Source organism: Hymenobacter sp. IS2118, assembly GCF_000715495.1.
GTDB lineage: Bacteria > Bacteroidota > Bacteroidia > Cytophagales > Hymenobacteraceae > Hymenobacter.
Genome location: NZ_JNLX01000047.1, coordinates 19,083 through 38,154, shown reverse-complemented (window position 1 = coordinate 38,154; position 19,072 = coordinate 19,083). Strand labels below are relative to the sequence as shown.

Sequence of the window (19,072 nt, the reverse complement as noted above, 5' to 3'; positions counted from 1 at the left end):
TGAGCGCAGCCGAAGCATCTCTACCGAGTGACTAATTCAATCGAATCAACGAAGCGAGCGAGATGCTTCGGCTGCGCTCAGCATGACCGTCGATTTTATGCTTTTTCGTGTTCAGAAACAAGTTTAATAGCTTATTCTTCAGTACGGGCCAGTAGGGCAGCGTACGCTTCGGGCGTGTCCACGTCCAGCAGCCCGTCTGGGAAAGCCAAGCGGCCGGCGGCGATGCCCTGACTGGCGATAAGGCGGCCGGCACCCTGCGCGCCGCGCAACTCGTGGAGTGCGGACAGCAGCGACTGGTCGAAAACGGCGGGTACGCCCAGCGTATCGCCGTAGGCCGTGGCCACTACGGCGGCCCGGCTCTGCCGCTGCGTGGTAACAAGCTGCCGCAGATGCTCGGGCGTAACCAATGGCTGGTCGGCCAGCATCACGAGGTAGGCGCTGGGCTGGGAGGCTACCGTCGCGTTTAGCCCGGCTTGGATGGAAGATGCCATTCCTGACTCCCAATCGGGATTATGCACCACTTGAAAGGGCAAATCCGCGACTTCGGCGGCCAGCGAATCGTGCAGGGCGCCGGTCACCAGCACCAGCGGGGCGCAACCCGTGGCTACGGCGGTTTCGGCGGCGTGGCGCAGCAGCGTGCGGCCGCGGTAGGACAGTAGCTGCTTGGGCCGGCCCATGCGGGTGGAAGCCCCGGCGGCCAGCAACAGCAACGCCACCGCCCCGGACGGAGCCGGAACGGTGGCGTTGGATGCCGTAAGCAAAGCTGGCGCAGGCATCTAAACTGCTTTAGTGGCCAGGATTTTATCGGGCGTGATGGGCAGGTCGCGCACGCGCTTGCCGGTGGCGTGGAAAATGGCATTAGCAACGGCCGCCGACACGCCCACCATCGAAATCTCGCCAATGCCCTTCACGCCCATGGCATTGATGTAGGGGTCCCGCTCGTCGATAAACTCCACGGTCATGTCCGGAATGTCGGCGTTGACGGGAATGTGGTAGTCGGCGAAATCGGCGTTGACGTAGCGGGCAAACTGGTTGTCGCGGTGCGTGGCCTCCATCAGCGCCGCGCCGATGCCAAAGATGGAGCCGCCGATAATCTGGCTACGGGCCGTTTTGGCGTTGAGAATGCGGCCGGCGCCGTGCACGCTCACCCAGCGGGTCACGCGCACGGTGCCCAGGTCGGGGTCGACCTGCACCTCGCAAAAATGCGCGCCGAAGGAGTGCATGGAGTGCGTCGCCGGTTTCTCGGCATTGCCCGAGGTGGCGGGGCTGGCCGCCTGGCCGGTTTCGTAGCCCGCGCCGTACTTGCCGCTGCCGCTACCCTCGATGTCGTCGAGGCCCGCCCGCTTCATCAAGGCCATGAAACCTTCGCCTTTGGCCTTGTTCTTCTTCAGTTGGAGGCGGCCATTTTCAACGGCTACCTCTTCGGACTTAGCGCCAAACAGCGGGGATTTTTTATCCTTTATGGCCAGTTTGGTCAGCCGGCCCCATACGTCCTGCGCGGCCATGTAGACGGACGAGGACACCGTGCCCGCCGCCACCGAGCCGCCCGAATTGGGCGCGGTGGGCAACTTAGTATCACCCAATTCGAAGCGGATTTTTTCGGGTGGCAGGCCCAGCGAGTCGGCCGCCACCTGCGTCATCACGGTGTAGGTGCCAGTGCCGAGGTCGGTAGCGCCGCTCTGCACCACGGCGTGGCCGTCGGCGTAGAGGCGCACGCGGGCCATGCCCTGGGAATTGTGAACCGGGTAGCTGGCCGTGGCCATGCCCATGCCCACCAGCAGGCGGCCGTTGCGGGTGGCACCGGCCTTGGGGTTGCGCTTGCTCCAGCCAAAAAGCTCGGCACCACGGGCGTAGCACTCTTTCAGCGACTTGCTCGACCACGGATTCCCGTTGGTGGGGTCTTTGTCGGCGTGGTTCAGCAGGCGAATCTGAATGGGGTCGATGTTCAGCTTATAGGCCAAATCATCCATCAGGCTTTCCAGCGCGAAAGAACCGGGCGCCTCGCCGGGGGCGCGGGTATAGGTGGACGTCATCACGTTGCCCCGCGCCAGCTGGTAGCTGGCTTCAAAGTTGGGGCAGTCGTACAGCATGTTGATTATTTTGCTGTTTGACTCAGCGTAATTGTCCCAGGGCGACGTGGTGGATGTTTTCTCGTGGATGAGGGTCGTGAGCTTGCCTTCCTTAGTGGCGCCCAGGGTGAGGGTCTGGGTTTGGTCTTCGCGGTGGCCCATGCTGGTGAATTGCTGCTTGCGGGTCAGCGACAGCTTCACGGGCCGGCCCACGCCCTTGGCCGCCAGCACCGTGAGCACGGTGTGGGGCCAGCACGAGCCCTTGCAGCCAAAACCGCCCCCTAGGTACTTCGTGATAACGCGCACCTGGTCCTGCGGCAGCCCCAGCATGGTGGACAGGGCCTTCTGGGTCCGGGTCACGCCCTGCGTCGATTCGTACACCGTGAGGCGGTCGGGCGCGTCCCACACCGCCGTGGTCGCGCCGGGCTCCATCGGATTGTGGTGGTTGATGGCGTGCGTATACACGGCCGTAAGCTGCACGGGGGCACTGGCTAGCGCGGCGCGCGCATCGCCCCGGCGGGTTTTGCCATCGGTCTTACCGTCCTGAATTTTTGCCGGGTCGAAGATTTTAGCCTTCGGGTCGGTGTAGGCCGCAATGGGCTGCTCGGTAGTATAAGTAACGCGCACCAAATCGGCGGCGTGAGTAGCGCGCTCGAACGTGTCGGCCACGACCACGGCCACGGGCTGGCCGGCGTAGAAAATGACATCCGAAGTCAGCGGCATAAAACCCATGGGCGCGCCAATGGCCTTTTTACCGTCCGCGTCGTTGGGCGTCACGGCCAGCTTGGGAATGTTGAGGTGGGTGTAAATGGCCAGCACACCCGGCTGCTTGGCGGCGGCGCTGGTATCAATGCTCTGAATTTTCCCCTTGGCGATGTCGCTGGTTTTCAGCACGCCGTAGGTGAGGCCGGGAATGGGGTATTCGGCCGAATATTTGGCCCGGCCCATCACCTTGTCGCGCCCGTCGACGCGGTTCAGCGGTTTGCCCACCACGTTGGGAGTGGGCGAGGTTTCGAAAAAGGAAGGTTCGGTTTCCATAGAATAATTGTAGGAATGCGCCTCGGCGCGTTCGATTGGTCTTGTTTCAAATGGGCCGCGTGGCAGGCGCCGCACGCGCCAAGGCGCTGGTTCCTACGCCGTCAGTTCCGTGAGGGCGCGCACCAGGGTGTTTTGGGCCAGCTCTACTTTGAAGCGGTTGTGTTCGCGGGGTTGAGCTTCGCGCAAGGCGGCAGCGGCGGCGGCCCGAAAAGTGGCTTCCGTGGCGGGCGCGCCGGTAAGCACCTTTTCGGCTTCGCGGGAGCGCCAGGGCTTGGTGCCCACGCCGCCCAGCGCCACGCGGGCCGAGCGAATCTGGCCGCCCTGCACGTCGAGCCCTACGGCGGCCGAGGCCAGCGCGTAGGCGTAAGAACTACGCTCACGCACTTTCAAATACATGGATTTGCGGGTGTGCGCGGCGGCCGGCACTGTCACCGATACAATGAGCTCGCCGGGCTCCAGCACGGTTTCGCGCTGGGGCGTGCTGCCGGGCAGCAGGTGAAAATCAACCAGCGGCACGCGGCGCTGCTTGCCTTTGGCGTTTTCGAGGAGCAGCACGGCGTCCAGCGCCACCAGCGCCACGGCGAGGTCGCCGGGGAAAGTGGCAATGCAGTCCTTGCTGCCGCCCAGAATGGCCAGGCCGCGGTTTTCGCCTTCCTGGGCCGGACAGCCGGAGCCGGGCTGGCGCTTGTTGCAGGGAAAGGCCGTGTCGCGGAAGTAGCCGCAACGGGTGCGCTGCAGCAGGTTGCCGCCGATGCTGGCCATGTTGCGCAGCTGCGGCGAGGCAGCCAGCAGCAGCGACTGCGAAATCACGGGGTACTGCTGCATCACGAGCGGGTTTTCGCCCACGTCGCTCATGCGCTCCAGCGCGCCGATGCGCAGACCGTCGGCGGTTTGCTCGATACCTTTAAACGCGAGCATATTGATGTCCACCAGCTGGTCGTGGGTTTCCACGTTCAGCTTCATCAGGTCGAGCAGGGTGGTGCCGCCGGCGATGAAAGCCGCCTGCTGGTTGTCGCGCACGGCGCCGGTGGCTTCCTTGGGCTGCGTGGCCTGGAGGTAGGAGAAATTATTCATTGCTAAGACTTAAAACCACTTTTTTCGACCTGCCGAATGGCTGCTACGATGTTGGGGTAGGCGCCGCAGCGGCAGAGGTTGCCGCTCATCCACTCGCGCACGTCGCCGTCGGTTTTGGCGTGGCCTTCTTTCAGGCAGGCTACGCCCGACATGAGCTGGCCGGGCGTGCAATAGCCGCACTGGAAGCCGTCGTGCTCGATGAAGGAGGCTTGCAGCGGATGCAGCTCTTCGCCCTTGGCCAGGCCCTCCACGGTGGTAATTTCCTTACCCTGGTTCATCACGGCCAAGGTCAGGCAGCTGTTGATGCGGCGGCCGTCGACGAGCACCGTGCAGGCACCACACTGGCCGTGGTCGCAGCCTTTCTTGGAGCCTGTGAGGTCGAGCTTCTCGCGCAGGGCGTCGAGGAGCGTCACCCGCGGCTCGGCGCTGATGGTGCGCACGGTGCCGTTCACTTTAAGCCGCATTTCCGTCACGCCCTCCACCTTTTTGGAGATGGCCGTGAGGCGTTCGGCCTGGCTGATGAGCGGCGGCGCCAGCGCCAGGCCCAGAAAACCGGTGGCTTGCTTGATAAACGAGCGGCGGCCGTCACTGGGTACCGGGCCATCAGGCCGGTCGGCCGAATCAGGTGGAAAGTTGTCAGTCATGGCGAGGGATGTCAGAAGTAGGTTGCTAACCGCGGAGCACGGGCAATGGTTGAGTTACGCCAGCAGTAGCGCGCGCTCACGTTGAAGCTAACGTGCTACTACGTTTTGGCGGCTATTCAAAGTTGCCAATCCCCCTAATTATGTACGTTTTCATGCCAATAGCGAGAGGGCTGGCGCGCGTCTCTGACGCGCGCCAGCCCTCTCGCGTAACAGCGGTGATTACTCGCAGCGCACGTAGGGCCGCATTTTTTCCCAGTCTTCGGCTTTGAGAATGGGAATCTGCTTCAAATCCTCCACTTGCTTGTAGGGGCCGTGCTGCTGCCGGTACGCCACAATGAGGCGGGCCCGCGGCTTACCGATGTAAGGATGCAGGTACAGCTCATCGAAGGAAGCGGTATTCACGTTCACCAGCTTCGGCGCAAACCCTACCGCCACGAAGGTGTATTTCTTGAGGCTGTCGCGCAAATCAGGCGCATCGCGCAGCACAAATACCTCGTCCAGCTGGTCTTCGCGGAGGTAGCCGCCCAGCTGGTTGCGGTAGCGCACCACCCACTTGGCACGCCCGGCGCCAATGCCGCGAATCTGCATCAGCTGCGTGGTGTCGGCGGTATTGAGGTCGAAGGGCTGGAGGTTGCGGGGCTTGCTCGGAAACTTGCCGGGCGTGGCCGCGAAGGGCGGAAACTTGCCGTCGGGACCGGGTTTGGCGGCATAATCGGGCTGCTCACCGCGCTTGGGCGGTGCATCGGGCAGCTGCATAAACGGGGCGAGCCGCCGGTACACGGAGTCTTCCAGTCCGTACATTTTTTGCACCTGGGTTTTGGCCTTGAAGCCGCCGGCCGCCTCGCGGTATTTCACAATGCGGGCGGCCACGAAGTGCGGGACGCCACGGGCCTCCCAGCCTTCAGCGGTGAGGGAGTTGGGGTCGAATGCGGAGAGTTGCACCTGTGCCACTTTGGGGTAGCGGCTGCCGCCCGGTTTCCCAAAGTCCCGCTTCGGAAATTTAGTGGCAAAGCCCTGTTCGGCCGTGCGGTGCTCCTTGAGCTGCGCGGCCAGCTTGCTGAGGGCTTTTTGGTCGGCGGCGGGCAGGTACGCGGGGGCGGCGGGGCGCAGCACAATGGGTGCCACAATGGCCATCAGCATCAGGGTCAGCAGTCCCACCATGCCCCTGGCCTCGCCCCGCGAGTAGCCCATATGGCGCCGTATCCAGCGCATGGGCCCGGAGTTTTCCCACGACCAGCGGGGCCGTGGTGGGGGGGGCGTAGCAGCCATGGGCAGGGGCTCCAGCCAGCGGCCGGCATTTGGTAGAACGGGAGGCAAAGGGCCGATAAAATCCAGATATGCAGATTCTATTGCCGGAAGCAAGTATAGCCAAAAACCCTGACAAAGCGCCCCGCTCGGCCAGCTGCTCGCCCGGCAGGCCTTACCGGCGGCGCAAGCTCAGGCCCGTTGCTTTGGAGCTTTTGGCCGGGGCGGCCGGGCTGGGTTTCAGCAGCGAGCGGGCCGGGGCGGGCTGGGTTTTTATGGCCACCCACTCGCTGATTTTCTTTAGCGCCTCGGGCGAGAAGGTAGGCTGCTGCACGCCATTCACCAGCGGCCACTGCGCGGGCGCGGGCTGAAACAAGTGGTTGACGCCATCGATGCGGTAAGCTGTCACCTTGTTCAGCCCCCGGCGCAGTGGCGCCATGTTGCGTTTGGCCGGTACCTGCAGGTCGGACGTGCCGTTGAGCAGCAGCACCGGGCATTCTACCTTATTTAACTGACTGATAGGATTAAAATCAAAGAAATAGCGCGACCACGGCGAGGTGAGCTGTACCGCCCGGGCGTTGGCCATGGCCACCGTGATGCCGGTGTTGGAGCTGTTGAGGACCGTGGCCACTTTGGCGCGGGCCAGCTCATTGTTCGGATTTTCCCGCACGATGGCCACCAGACGCTGGTAGGCATCCTGCGCGGCCTTCACCTCGGCGGCGTCGGACCCAATCAGGCGCATGATTTCGCCTTGCTGGCGCAGTAGCACGTCGAAACCCGGCTGGCCGTAGCCGGCCAGCGAAACCACAAAGCTGGGCGCCTGGCGGCCGGCCATGGCCGCCAGCAGGGCCACGTTGCCGCCCTCGCCGTGGCCCAGCAGGCCCACGCGCTGGGCGGAAATGAGCGGGCGTTTGCGCAAAAAGGCCACTGCCGCAGCGGCATCCGTCACAAAATCGGCGGTGGTGGCGCTGGCGTAGGTGCCGCTGCTCTGCCCCACGCCCCGGTCGTCGAAGCGGAGCACCGCAATGCCGTGGCGAGTGAGGTAGTCGGCGAGCTGGCCAAACATGTGGTAGCCGCTCACTTCCACCTCCCGGCTCTGCGGGCCCAGGTCGGAAACCAGCGCTACGGCCGGGAAAGGGCCTTCGCCGGCGGGTACCGTGAGCGTACCGCCCAAGTGCTGCTTCGAGGAGGGGTTCTGGAAACTGACCTGGGTAACGCGGTAGGGCGGGGCGGGGCGGAACGGAGCCGCGGCCTTCGACTGCACGGTTGCGGCCCGCTCCAGCAGCATGGGCGCTTTCACGCCGGGCTGCGTCCAGGTGCCGCTCAGCTTGTCGCCGCCTTCCAATACCTTGCCCACGAAGCTGCTGCCGGCCTGCTCAATGCGCAGCGTGATGTCGTTGCCCTTCAGCTCTACTTCCACGGGCATGCGGCTGATGCGCTGCTGGGGCGCGTCGAGGGCGGCGTAGTAGGTGCCGTTGGTGAGGGGCACGATGGTGATGACGACAGTGATTTGGCCGCCCAGCAATTTCAGCGGGCCTTTCCACTGGCCGTTGAGCGGACCGGTGAGCTTGGCTGCGGCGGCAGGCCGGGCCGGAGTCTTGGGTTTGGCAGCAGGGGCCGGTTTGCCCGGCAGCTTTTTTTTGATGGTTGTGGGCGCCGGCTTCCGCGTTTGGGCATTGCCAGGCAACTGGGCCACCAGCGTAAGGAATAACAAGGTAACGGATAAAAATTTTATCATGGAATCAGTCTATATAAAATGCGCTAAAGTCGATTCGACTGGAAACAAGTGCTGAAAAGTACAACAAACGTAAGAAAACGAAGTGAATCCGTAGGCGTGTCAGTACGTGTTTAAAAAGGCGAGAGCCCATCTTTCGAGTGGGCTCTCGCCGGGGTTTAATCAGCGTGAAAAAACGCCTTATTTTTTAGTGTGCTGCGTTATCCAGTCGCCAATCAGCTGTAGCGCGGCCGGTGCAACCGTCTCTTCAATGGTGCCATACTCATCGGTGCCGCCGGTTGTGGCCGTCTGAAACAAGTGGTTGAGACCCGGCAGCTCTTTCACGGTCACGTCGCGGTTGCCCCCGGTTTTGAGGATGGCCGTCGTGGCCGCCAGGTTGGGCTTGGCAATCACCTGAATATCCTTGCTGCCGCCCAGGGCCAGCACCGGGCAGCGCACTTTCACCAGGGTTTGGGCCGGGCGGTCGGCCAGTATTTGGCGGTAGTCGGGCGCGGTCATGCTGGCCAGCTGCGGTGCCAGCTGGACGGTGGCCTGCGGGTTGCCGGTGGGGTTGTAGAGCGCCAGCAGCTGCGCGGTGGCCTGGGCGTTGTCGGCGGTTTTCTTGATAATCTGAGTCATGGCGCGCTGCAGTTTTTCGGTGGCGGACAGTTGGGCGGGGTCCATGGTCAGCAAGCGGGCGGCGGCCACGGACTGCTGCACCAGCATCTCGTCGCCGGGCAGGGCGGGCGAGGCCAGCAGCACCAAAAAATCGGGCCCGCCGGCCTGAATGGCGGCGCCAATGGCGGCCGTGCCGCCCTGGCTGTGCCCCACCAAACCCACCTGGTTCCGGCGGATGCCCGGCTGAGCCCGCAGCCAGGCAAGCGCGGCCTGGGCATCGGCGGTGTAGTCGGCGCTGGTGGTGCCGGCCAGCGTGCCGCCGCTCTGGCCCACGCCCCGGTCATCAAACCGCAGCACGGCAATGCCCTGGCGGGTGAGGTAGTCGGCGAGCACGGCGAAGGGTTTGTGGCCCTTGATGGTTTCGTCGCGGTCCTGGGCGCCGGAGCCGGTGAGCAGTATCACGGCCGGAAACGGGCCCATATCGGCAGGCACGGTATAGGTGGCGGCCAGCGTCACGTTGGCCTTTTCATTCCTGAAAGTGACCTCGGCCGACTGATAGGGAAACGGTGGCTGCGGCGTTTGCCGGCGCGGCGCCGCAGCCTCGGCAGCACCCGCGCGCGTGAACGTGATGGGGAACACCCGCAGGCCCTGCTGCCATTCGCCGGTCAGCTGCTGGCCATCGGCGGAGCGGCGGCCGGCAAACCGGGCGGCTGGTTGCGCGAGGTTCAGGTACACGCTGTCGGCCGGCGCGGTGAAGCTCAATGCCATGCCTTGCACGCGCTGCGCCGGAATGTCGAGCGTGGCCGTGCGCGGCCCGGTGGCCGGGTCGGTGAGGTGGGCCGTGAACTCAATGGGGCCGAGCGAGCCGTTCCAGTCGCCAGTGAGGCTGGGGCGCGGGGCGGTTTGGGCGTGGGCGGGGCTGGTGGCAGCCAGCAGGACGGCGGCTAGGAAAAGGCGGGTAGCAGTTTGCATGAAAAGGAAGTTGGAAAACCTGAGTTAATTGCAAGGCTCAAAATGCGACAGCAACAGGAGTGACGTGGTGACTCTGTGGAATCTGCTTGGCGGCGTACAAGGCATTGGCAATGCAGGCAGATGCACTATAGTTGGTGTAGATAAACAACGGACGGCTTTGATAGGAAGCAGCTGTGCTTGTGCCGATGGCTGGCTTCGTTGTCGAAAGCAAAAACGTCTTTTTACCCGCGTTATCCCGAAGTGGAATACCAATGCTATGGTTGGTTTCCAGTGCTAACTGGCATACTTCTAACAAAATATCCTTCCAGGTATTAATGGCTTTTACGGTGCCGTTGGGCAAGCGTAGCTGTTTGGGCTTTTGGCCGGGTGGTAAGGGGGCCGCCTGCAATTGCGTCAACTCAATGAATGTGACGGCAGCAGTCACCGGCTTATTTGGTAGCGTGGATTGTTTGCGCACCTTGGCAGGCGGCAGCGTTGATAATTTCTGCAATGCAACTGCTTGCTTCTGAGTGGTAGGTATGGCTTCCCCGAGAGGTAGCAAGCCGTGCCCGCTCTGCGCTGCGTCGAGCCATTGAACCAGCTGCAGAGCGCAGCCGATGATGTCATCACGTAATAAATTGAAATGAGCATCTGCAATGGAGTTGCCCGGTCTGAATTCCGTGTAGAAATGCCAGCTGACGCCATCAGTCACGATTACTTTCAGCACCCCGAAGCCGAAGGCGTAACTCAGCAGCTGCTGCACGACGCTAAATTTCTCCAGATTCGAGCCCAGGCATTTGGCTTCCAGTAACAGGTCGATGTTTCCGCTGGAATCTCGCAGGGCGTAGTCTGCCCGCCACGTGGTATTAATGGTTTTTTCGGGTTCCACCATCTGTACGTTGGTCGTGTCCCAACCTAAGGCCCGTAGGACCGGGTCGATTAGGGCGGCGCGGGTAGCGGCTTCGTTTTTCTGCAAGATGCTGGCATTGGCTCCAGCGCTCGTCGCCACGTCTTTTAATACCTGATACAGGGTGCCGAGCGGACTGGAAATAGACATGAGGCAGCGAAAGGTGAAGTATAGCGCAATGTTAGCCATTGAAACGGCATTGCGCAGTACGCTGCACCCCCGCCCTGCCCGTACCTTCGCACCCCAGCAATTGCCCCCGGCCGAAACCTTCCGGCCCGGTTTCGCTGTTAGTTTGTTTATGCCCAAAAAAGACGCTTTGCAGGTTTCGGCTCCCGCCGACAACGCCATTGATAACCTCGACCCGCGCGAATTCATCCTCATCAAAAACGCCCGGGTTCACAACCTCAAAAACCTCAGCGTGGCCCTGCCGCGCAACCAGTTTATCGTCGTCACGGGCCTGAGCGGGTCGGGCAAATCGAGCCTGGCGTTCGATACGCTTTATGCGGAGGGCCAGCGCATGTACGTGGAAAGCCTGAGCAGCTATGCCCGCCAGTTTCTGGGCCGCATGGACAAACCCGACGTGGACTACATCCGGGGCATTTCGCCGGCCATTGCCATCGAGCAGAAGGTCAGCATTAAGAACAACCGCTCCACGGTGGGCACCAGCACCGAGATTTACGACTACCTCAAACTGCTGTTTGCGCGGGTGGGCCGCACGTTTTCGCCCGCCAGCGGCGAGCAGGTGCGTAAGGACAACGTGGCCGACGTGGTGGATTTCCTGGCTGCCCAGCCCGAAGGCACCAGGGCCATGATTCTGGCCCCGCTCTTCCGCACCGACCCCACGCGGGCCATGAGCAAGGAGTTGGATTTGCTGCTGCAAAAAGGCTACAGCCGCGTGGTGGTAGCCGGCGTGACGTCGCAGATTGAGGACCTGATAGGGGAGGGCCAGTCCGAGGTGAAGGGCGACGTGTACATCATGGTGGACCGCGCCGCCCTGCGCCCCGACGACGAGGACCTGCTTTTCCGCCTGTCCGACTCGGTACAAACCGCGTTTTTCGAGGGCCACGGTACCTGCGTGGTGCAGCTATCGGGCGCTGACCGCGAACCTGAAAACCGCACCTTTTCCGATAAGTTTGAACTCGACGACATTGTGTTTGAGGAGCCGAGCGTCAACTTCTTCTCCTTCAACAACCCGTACGGCGCGTGCCAGACCTGCGAGGGCTTTGGCTCGGTGCTGGGCATCGACGAGGATTTGGTGATTCCCGACAAGAGCCTGACGGTATACGAGGGCGCCATCGCGCCCTGGCGCACCGAAAAGCAGGGCGAGTGGCTGAAGCCGCTGCTGAAAAACGGCATTCGCTTCGACTTCCCCATTCACCGGCCCTACAACGACCTGAGCGCGGCCGAGCAGCGGCTGTTGTGGACCGGCAACAAGCATTTTGACGGGCTCGACAAGTATTTTAAGTGGGTGAGCGAGCAGACCCACAAAATCCAGTACCGCGTGCTGCAAAGCCGCTACCGGGGCCGTACTACCTGCCCCGACTGCCGCGGCACCCGCCTGCGCAAAGACGCGCAGTACGTGCGCATCGACGGCCGCAGCATTGCCGATATCGTGCTGCTGCCCATCTCCGACGCGCTGGTCTTTTTCGAAAACATGAGCCTGAGCGAGCACGACGCTAAAGTGGCCGAGCGCCTCGTGACGGAAATCACCAACCGCCTCGGCTACCTCAACCGCGTGGGCCTGGGCTACCTGACGTTGAACCGGTTGAGCAATACGCTGAGTGGTGGCGAGAGCCAGCGCATTTCGCTGGCTACTTCGCTGGGTTCGGCGCTGGTGGGCTCGATGTACGTGTTGGATGAGCCCAGCATCGGCCTGCACCCGAAGGATGCCGAGCAGCTGATTGGCGTGCTGCGCTCGTTGCAGCAGCTGGGCAACACCGTGGTGGTGGTGGAACACGAGGAGAAGATGATGGAGGCCGCCGACCAGATTATCGACATCGGCCCCGAAGCCGGCAGCGGCGGCGGTAACCTCATGTTTCAGGGCACGATGGCCGAGCTGTTGCAGGACACGACTACCTACACCGGCCAGTACCTGAGCGGCAAAATGGAAGTGCCCGTGCCCAAAGTGCGCCGCCCCTGGCGCAACGCCCTGGAGCTAACCGGCGCCCGCGAAAACAACCTCAAAAACGTGACTGTGAAGCTGCCGCTGGGCGTGATGACCGTCGTCACCGGCGTATCCGGCTCGGGCAAGTCCACGCTTATCAAGCGCATTCTGGCGCCGGCCCTGATGAAGATGCTGGGCGGCGGCGCGGGCGAAAGCACCGGTAAATTCGACCGCCTCACGGGCGTAAACGGGCAGGTATCGCACGTCGAGTTCGTGGACCAGAACCCCATCGGCAAGTCCTCGCGCTCGAACCCCGTCACCTACGTGAAGGCCTACGACGCCATCCGGACGTTGTTTTCGGAGCAGCCGCTGGCCAAAGCGCGCGGCCTCAAGCCCTCGCACTTTTCGTTTAACGTAGAGGGCGGGCGCTGCGAGGTGTGCACGGGCGAAGGCCAAGTGAAAATCGAGATGCAGTTCATGGCCGACATCTACCTGACCTGCGAGGGCTGCGACGGCCGCAAGTTCAAGCAGGACATTCTGGAAATAAAATTCCAGGATAAAAGCATCGACGAGGTGCTGCAGCTGACCGTATCCGACGCCGTCCAGTTCTTCAGCAGCCAGCCCAAAGTAGCCGACCGCCTCCGGCCGCTGGAGGATGTGGGCCTGGGCTACATCCGCCTCGGCCAGTCGGCCAACACGCTAAGTGGCGGCGAAGCCCAGCGCGTGAAGCTGGCTAGCTTCCTCACCAAGGGCGCCACGCTGCAGCAGGATAAAATCCTGTTCATCTTCGATGAGCCCAGCACCGGCCTGCACTTCCACGACATTGCCAAGCTGCTCACGGCCCTGAACGCGCTGATTGAGCAGGGCAATTCCGTCCTCATCATCGAGCATAATGTCGACATCATTAAGTGTGCCGACTGGCTGATTGACCTGGGCCCGGAGGGCGGCCTCAACGGGGGGCATCTGCTCTTTGAAGGCACGCCCGAGGAAATGGTAAAATTGAAAGATTCCAATCATACCGCGCGGTTTTTAGCTGAGAAAGTGTAACGTTGCGACTTGCAACTGCTGTTGTGGCTATCCGTAGTAGGTTTTAACTGCTCAGGCGCAAGACGGTTTCCCCTGGCCGCCGCGCTAATCCAAACTCATTTCCATTACGTAGGTTTTGTTTCTGAAAAAGCTTAATCATGTCGGCAATGTCATTATACTCAGACAAGTACAGTTCCTCCCGTCCTCCGGCCCTGGGACGGTTGTGGCGCTGGCTGACGGCTTTGGCCATTGTGGGCAACATTGTTCTCAACTACTATTCGAACGTTTACCCCTTCGCCGGGCAAACCATGGGCGAGGTGTCGGCCCGATATCCCACGCTGCTCACGCCGGCGGGCTATGCTTTTAGCATCTGGGGAATAATATTTCTGGCGCTGGTAGTATACGCCGTGTGGCAGCTGCTGCCCGCGTCCCGGCAATTGTCATTGCCCGACGCCGTGGCCAAACCGTTGACCCTGGCCAGCGTGGCTACGGGCGCTTGGGTGGTGCTGTTTGCCTATGAAAAGATATTGCCCAGCGTGGGCCTGATGCTGCTTATTCTGGGCAGCCTGATTATAGCGTACGGCCGGGTGCGGCGGCGGATTTTTGCCGGAGCGGCACCCGTGTGGGTGGGCGTTCCATTTTCGCTGTATCTGGGCTGGATTTCGGTGGCTTCGGTTATCAACATCACCATTGGCTTGCGGGCGCTGGGCTGGCAAACGGCCCAGGGTGTTTCGGTGGTGCTGGCGCTGGTGTTGCTGCTGGTGATTGTGGCCCTGGGGTTGCTCATCAGCCGCATTTTCCGCGACGCTGTTTTTCCGGTGGTGCTGGCCTGGGCGCTGGTGGGCATTTGGGTGGTGCGGCTGCGCGAAGTAGCCGAGCTGGGCTGGACGGCCCTGGCCGGTGCGGTTATCGTGCTGGTGCTGGGCCTCGTGTTTTCCCGGCAGGGCGGCCGCAAGGAGCCGTGGCAGCTGCGCGACGAAGCCGCCGCCGCCCGTGAAGCCGAGATTGCGGCCTCGCGCGCCATGAACCTGAGCGAATAGCGGCCCCGGCCACTAATTATCGCCCACCACGCCATTGCCCGACGCCGGCTGTTAGCTTTGTGGAACTGAACTAACCGTTTACTGTCCCCTCAGCTTATGCGCAAAAATCTCGTTGCCGGCAATTGGAAAATGAACCTGACCTACCCCAAAGCCCTGGCTTTGGTGGCAGATATCACCAGTCAGGCCGGCGCCGCCGCTACCGGCGCCAACGCTCCCGAAATCGTTATTTGCCCGCCTTTTCCGGTGCTGCACGGCGTGGGGCAAGCCCTGCCGCAGGGCGGCAAATTCCACTTGGGCGCTCAAAACTGCCACCAGCAGGAAAGCGGCGCGTTTACCGGCGAGGTTTCGGCCAAGCTGCTGGCTTCGGTAGGCTGCGAATACGTGATTCTGGGCCATTCGGAGCGTCGCCAGTACTTCCGCGAAGACGATGTGCTGCTGAGTCAGAAGCTGAAAGCCGCCCTGGCTGCGGGCCTGGAACCGATTTTTTGCGTGGGCGAGTCGCTCGACACGCGGGAAGCCGACGAAACCTTCGACTTCATCGGCAAGCAGCTCACGGATGGCCTGTTCCACCTCAGCAACGAGGAGTTTGCCCAGGTAACCATTGCCTACGAGCCCATCTGGGCCATTGGTACGGGCCGCACGGCCACCAGCGCGCAGGCGCAGGAAGTGCACGCCTTCATCCGCGAGCGAGTTGCCCGCGCCTACGACGGCCAGGCCGCTCTCGATACCACCATTCTCTACGGCGGCTCGGCCAACGCCCAAAACGCACGCGAGCTTTTCGCGCAGCCCGACGTGGACGGCGGCCTCATTGGCGGGGCTTCGCTGAAAGCGGCGGACTTTACGGCCATCATTCAGTCGTTTTAAGCCAGTAGCTGGCACCGTTGTTGAAGGACGGGCCAGCCTCTGGTCCGCGTGATTTTGCGCGCAAACTTCTTGCTTCTGCTATGTTTTTTTCTTTCGTACTCGCGGCTTTCCTGGCAATTGCGCCCGCGCCAACCTCGCGGGCCAGTGCGCCGGTAGTGGCCGTGCTCCGGGCCGCCGGCCCGCTGGAGCCGTGCAAAATCTACGGCTCGGTGTACCTCGAAACTGACCCGCGCCGTCGCAACTACTGTTTCGGCACGGTGTACGTGGAGCCGGAGGAAGCTTTTGCTGACCTCATTGTGTTCAAGGAATCCAACAAGCTTTTTGCCGACAAGGCCGGGCTCTGGGCCGATGCGCCCGCCCGCGACTTTGCCGATTACGTGCTGCTGGTAACCACCGACCGCAGCCGCGCCGACTTTGCCATTCACTACACCAAAGTGCGCTCATTCGCCGGCTGCAAGCCGTAGGGCGAGCAGGATTTAGAAAAAAGAACGTCATGCTGAGCGCAGTCGAAGCATCTCTACCGCATAACTAATCTCATTTGATTGGTTTACTGCTGCGGTAGAGATGCTTCGACTGCGCTCAGCATGACGTTTTTACATTTTTTGGTTTCCAGTTATCCTTCTACCACCAAACAATGGAATTAGAATTACGCAACCTCACCAAGTCGTTTGGACCGAAAGTGGTGCTGCGCGATGTATCCCTCACGGCGCACACCGGCTACTGCGTGGGCGTGCTGGGCCGCAACGGCGCCGGCAAAAGCACGCTCTTTAACCTGCTCACCAACGCCGTGCTGCCCAGCAGTGGCGCGCTCTGGCTCGATGGTCAGCCCTTGGGCGAAACCTTCCCGGTAGCGGTGAAGCGCCGCATGGGTGCCCTCGTTAACCAGGGTTACTTGGTGGAGGAGCTGACGGCCGAGGAATACCTGCAATTCGTGGCCCGCATCTATGAGCTGCCCGATGCCCAGGCCCGCATCGACAGCCTGCTGGGGCATTTGCTGGAAGAATACGACACCGTGCGCCGCAAGCGCCTCAGTGCGTTTTCGACGGGCATGAAACAGCGCGTGGCCATTGCCTCCTGCCTGCTGCACCGCCCCGAGCTGCTGATTTTGGACGAGCCATTCAACGGCCTCGACGTGTTTGCCGCCGACCGGGTGCTGTCGCTGCTGAACAGCTACCGCCCCCAGGCCCTCACCTTTGTGTCGTCGCACAACCTGGCCCACATCGAAAAAGTCGCCACCCATCTGCTCGTTATCGACGAGAGCGAAGTGAAGTTCTGGGGCTCGATGGAGGATTTTCTGCACGGCGAGCGCGCTTTGCTGGGCGATGCCCTGCTCCAGCTCCTTCATCCCGCCGCCAACCCCACCCAAGACCTGACATGGCTGACCGCGCAACGTTAGGCCCGCGCCTGGGGCATTTTTTGCCCTACCTGCTCCGTCGCCGCCTGTGGGCCGTGGTGTGGCCGGCCGCGGCGGGCGAGCGAACGGCCTTTCTGCTCACGCTGGCGGTACTGGTGCTCTACGGGGCCGGCTTCGGGCTACTGCTCGCCAGCGGCAGTTCTGAAGTAGCCGACAACCTGCCCACGTATGTCGCGGGGCTGAATGCCGCAGTGTTGCTCTCCGCCTTTCTGGTGGACTTTTTGCCGGCGCTGCGGCCCGTAACGCGGCCCATTCCCGACCATTTGCCCGTCTCGGCGCGGCTGAGCGTGGTCACGGCTTTTTTGCTGGATTTGATTACGCTGCGCCGCCTCACGCTGGCGGCGGGACTGCTGGCGGTGCTGCTGGCCGCGCCGCGCTATGCGGCGGTGCCCGCCTTTGCGGTATTGCTGCTGCTCGCGGCGGCCGTTTTGAGCTTCAACGTGCGCCTGCTGATTGCCTTACGGCGTTGGCGGCACCCGCTGCTGGGCCTGCACCTGGCCAGCGCGGGCCTGCTGGCGTGGTGGGTGAGCACGCCGGCCGGTGCGTACCACGCGGCGCTGGGCTGGGCGGCCGTGCTGCTGCCCTGGGCGCTGGGCGCGGCCGAGCTGTACTGGCTGGGGCCTTATTTCAGTGCCCGCTACCTGCCCACCGAAACCAGTGCGCCCGCAGGCGCCAGCCAGCTACTAGCCCGGCTCGCGCCCGAAAGCCGGGCCTACCTGCGCAAGGTGCGCACCCCGCTGCTCACGGGCCTGGCATTCAAACTCATCCTGCTGGGGGTGGTGGTGTGGTTGGGAGGCGAAAACGGCGGCAACTGGCGCAAAAGCGGCTCCGGCTACTTCTACCTGGTTTTTTTGCCGGTCATCAGCTTCAATTACGTGAACAGCAATCTCTACGGCTTCATGAGTACGCTGGTAGCCAACGAGCTGCACCGGTTGGGCCTGACGGCGCGCCTGCTCGGGCTGTACGGGCGGGTAGTGGCCGCGGTGGTAGCCGTGGAATGCGTGCTCTCGGCGGCCGTGCTGTTGGCCTTCTTTCCCCGCGCCGATTGGTATTTGCTGGCTTTGCTGCCGCTGGGCGCGTTGTCGTTGGCCAGTCTGGGCTTGTGGGGCAGCCTATACTACGCCAAGCCCGTGAAGAAAGTGGGCGAGCTGGGCAGCATGCGTAAGAACGTTTCCAGCCTGGTAGGGGTGGGCATGGTACTGCTGGCAGCGGCCCTCTACTTTGTGCCGTGGTGGTGGCTGCGCCTGCTGCTGGCGGCCCTGGTTACGCTTTCGGCCGTGATTCCGGTGCGGGCGGTGCTGCGCAACGATGGCAACCTGCGTCGCCGCCTCTGGCGTGGAATCAGCGCCTGATTTTTTCCGGCGACCTTTGCGGGACGAAAGGAATTAAAAATTAAAAATGAACCTGTTTGGGAAGTCTGCCTGATAAAACAGGGCGTCATGCGGAGACTTCCCAAACAGGTTTATTTTTAATTTTTAATTCTCAATTTTTAATTCCCTTCCTCCGCATGGATTTTATTGAACTGACCGTTGAAGCGCCGCGCGAGCTGGCCGATATTCTGGTGGCCGAGCTGGCCGAAGTAGGTTTCGACACCTTTGAGGATACCGACGAAGGCTTTTGCGCCTACACCACGGAGGACGTTTTCAGCCCCGACGCGGTGGCCGAAATCATGAGCCGCTACGCCGGCATCGGCGAGCTCAGCCACTCGCACCGCGTCATTACCCGCCAGAACTGGAACGCCGAGTGGGAGAAGAACTTCCAGCCGCTCATCATTGCCGAGCGGGTGTCGGTGCGGGCGCCGTTTCACCCCGAGCCGGCCGGCGTGGACTACGACATCGTGATTATGCCGCGCATGTCCTTCGGCACGGGCCACCACGAAACCACGGCCCTGATGATAGAAAACCAGCTCGACGTGGACCACAAAGGCCTGCGGGTGCTGGACATGGGCACCGGTACCGGCATCCTGGCCATTATGGCCGAAATGCTGGGCGCCCGCCAGATTCTGGCCGTGGACACCGAGCCCTGGACTGTGGAAAACGCCCGCGACAACGCCACCGAAAACCAGTGCCGCACCATCGAGTGCCGCCTGGGTGGCGTAGAAACCCTGGCCGATGAAGCCCCTTTCGACCTCATCCTGGCCAACATCAACCGCAATGTGCTGCTGGAGGACATGCACGAGTACGCCCGCTTGCTGCCCAGCGGCCGGCCCATCCTGTTCAGCGGTTTCTACGAGGAAGACCTGGCCAAAATTCAGGCTGAAGCCGCCAAGCACGGCCTGCGCTACCAGCGTCACCGCACGCTGCGCAGCTGGGTGTCGGCCCTGTTCGAGAAAGAATAACAACGCCTCATCGCCCTGCGGCGAAC

Annotated in this window: 15 protein-coding genes; 7 read left to right on the top strand and 8 right to left on the bottom strand. The window is 62.3% G+C overall.

What is annotated here, in order from left to right; translation table 11 throughout:
* Positions 1-131: 131 nt before the first annotated feature.
* The 8 genes from GM79_RS02770 to GM79_RS22680 form a co-directional block, all read right to left on the bottom strand.
* Positions 132-776, bottom strand: coding sequence for an NTP transferase domain-containing protein (locus GM79_RS02770; protein ID WP_072008510.1), 645 nt, complete (start codon positions 774-776; stop codon positions 132-134).
* Positions 777-3,107, bottom strand: a complete 2,331-nt coding sequence (locus tag GM79_RS02765) for a xanthine dehydrogenase family protein molybdopterin-binding subunit (protein ID WP_051718416.1) — start codon at positions 3,105-3,107, stop codon at positions 777-779.
* A gap of 93 nt (positions 3,108-3,200) precedes the next feature.
* Positions 3,201-4,181 (bottom strand): FAD binding domain-containing protein, encoded by a 981-nt coding sequence (locus tag GM79_RS02760; protein ID WP_035558871.1) that lies wholly within the window; start codon positions 4,179-4,181, stop codon positions 3,201-3,203.
* 2 nt (positions 4,182-4,183) lie between these two features.
* Positions 4,184-4,825: a (2Fe-2S)-binding protein gene (locus GM79_RS02755; RefSeq protein ID WP_035558869.1), complete on the bottom strand. Its 642-nt coding sequence runs from the start codon at positions 4,823-4,825 to the stop codon at positions 4,184-4,186.
* A 219-nt stretch (positions 4,826-5,044) separates the two neighbouring features.
* Positions 5,045-6,094 carry a ComEA family DNA-binding protein gene (locus tag GM79_RS02750; protein ID WP_152559799.1) on the bottom strand — a complete coding sequence of 350 codons (1,050 nt, stop codon included), beginning with the start codon at positions 6,092-6,094 and terminating at the stop codon, positions 5,045-5,047.
* A 151-nt stretch (positions 6,095-6,245) separates the two neighbouring features.
* Positions 6,246-7,808: an alpha/beta hydrolase family protein gene (locus tag GM79_RS02745; RefSeq protein WP_035558863.1), complete on the bottom strand. Its 1,563-nt coding sequence runs from the start codon at positions 7,806-7,808 to the stop codon at positions 6,246-6,248.
* Between the two features lie 177 nt (positions 7,809-7,985).
* A complete protein-coding gene (locus tag GM79_RS02740; RefSeq protein WP_051718415.1) occupies positions 7,986-9,374 on the bottom strand; it encodes an alpha/beta hydrolase family protein in 1,389 nt (462 codons plus the stop codon).
* A 37-nt stretch (positions 9,375-9,411) separates the two neighbouring features.
* Positions 9,412-10,410: a hypothetical protein gene (locus tag GM79_RS22680; RefSeq protein WP_152559798.1), complete on the bottom strand. Its 999-nt coding sequence runs from the start codon at positions 10,408-10,410 to the stop codon at positions 9,412-9,414.
* A 148-nt stretch (positions 10,411-10,558) separates the two neighbouring features.
* Here GM79_RS22680 and uvrA point away from each other — a divergent pair, with 148 nt between their 5' ends.
* From uvrA to prmA, 7 genes are all read left to right on the top strand, one after another.
* Positions 10,559-13,411 carry an excinuclease ABC subunit UvrA gene (uvrA, locus tag GM79_RS02730; protein WP_035558859.1) on the top strand — a complete coding sequence of 951 codons (2,853 nt, stop codon included), beginning with the start codon at positions 10,559-10,561 and terminating at the stop codon, positions 13,409-13,411.
* A gap of 146 nt (positions 13,412-13,557) precedes the next feature.
* Complete coding sequence (locus GM79_RS02725; protein WP_152559797.1) at positions 13,558-14,430, top strand: tryptophan-rich sensory protein; 873 nt, start codon at positions 13,558-13,560, stop codon at positions 14,428-14,430.
* A gap of 96 nt (positions 14,431-14,526) precedes the next feature.
* Positions 14,527-15,294 carry a triose-phosphate isomerase gene (gene tpiA, locus GM79_RS02720; RefSeq protein WP_035558856.1) on the top strand — a complete coding sequence of 256 codons (768 nt, stop codon included), beginning with the start codon at positions 14,527-14,529 and terminating at the stop codon, positions 15,292-15,294.
* Positions 15,295-15,374: 80 nt separating this feature from the next.
* Positions 15,375-15,758: a hypothetical protein gene (locus GM79_RS02715; RefSeq protein WP_235183894.1), complete on the top strand. Its 384-nt coding sequence runs from the start codon at positions 15,375-15,377 to the stop codon at positions 15,756-15,758.
* Between the two features lie 170 nt (positions 15,759-15,928).
* Entirely contained in the window at positions 15,929-16,690 is a 762-nt protein-coding gene (locus tag GM79_RS02710) for an ABC transporter ATP-binding protein (protein ID WP_035558854.1), read from the top strand.
* A complete protein-coding gene (locus GM79_RS02705) occupies positions 16,669-18,060 on the top strand; it encodes a hypothetical protein (protein WP_035558851.1) in 1,392 nt (463 codons plus the stop codon). Before GM79_RS02710 ends, GM79_RS02705 begins: the two co-directional genes overlap by 22 nt.
* Positions 18,061-18,215: 155 nt before the next feature.
* Positions 18,216-19,046: a 50S ribosomal protein L11 methyltransferase gene (gene prmA, locus GM79_RS02700; RefSeq protein WP_035558848.1), complete on the top strand. Its 831-nt coding sequence runs from the start codon at positions 18,216-18,218 to the stop codon at positions 19,044-19,046.
* Positions 19,047-19,072 lie beyond the last annotated feature (26 nt).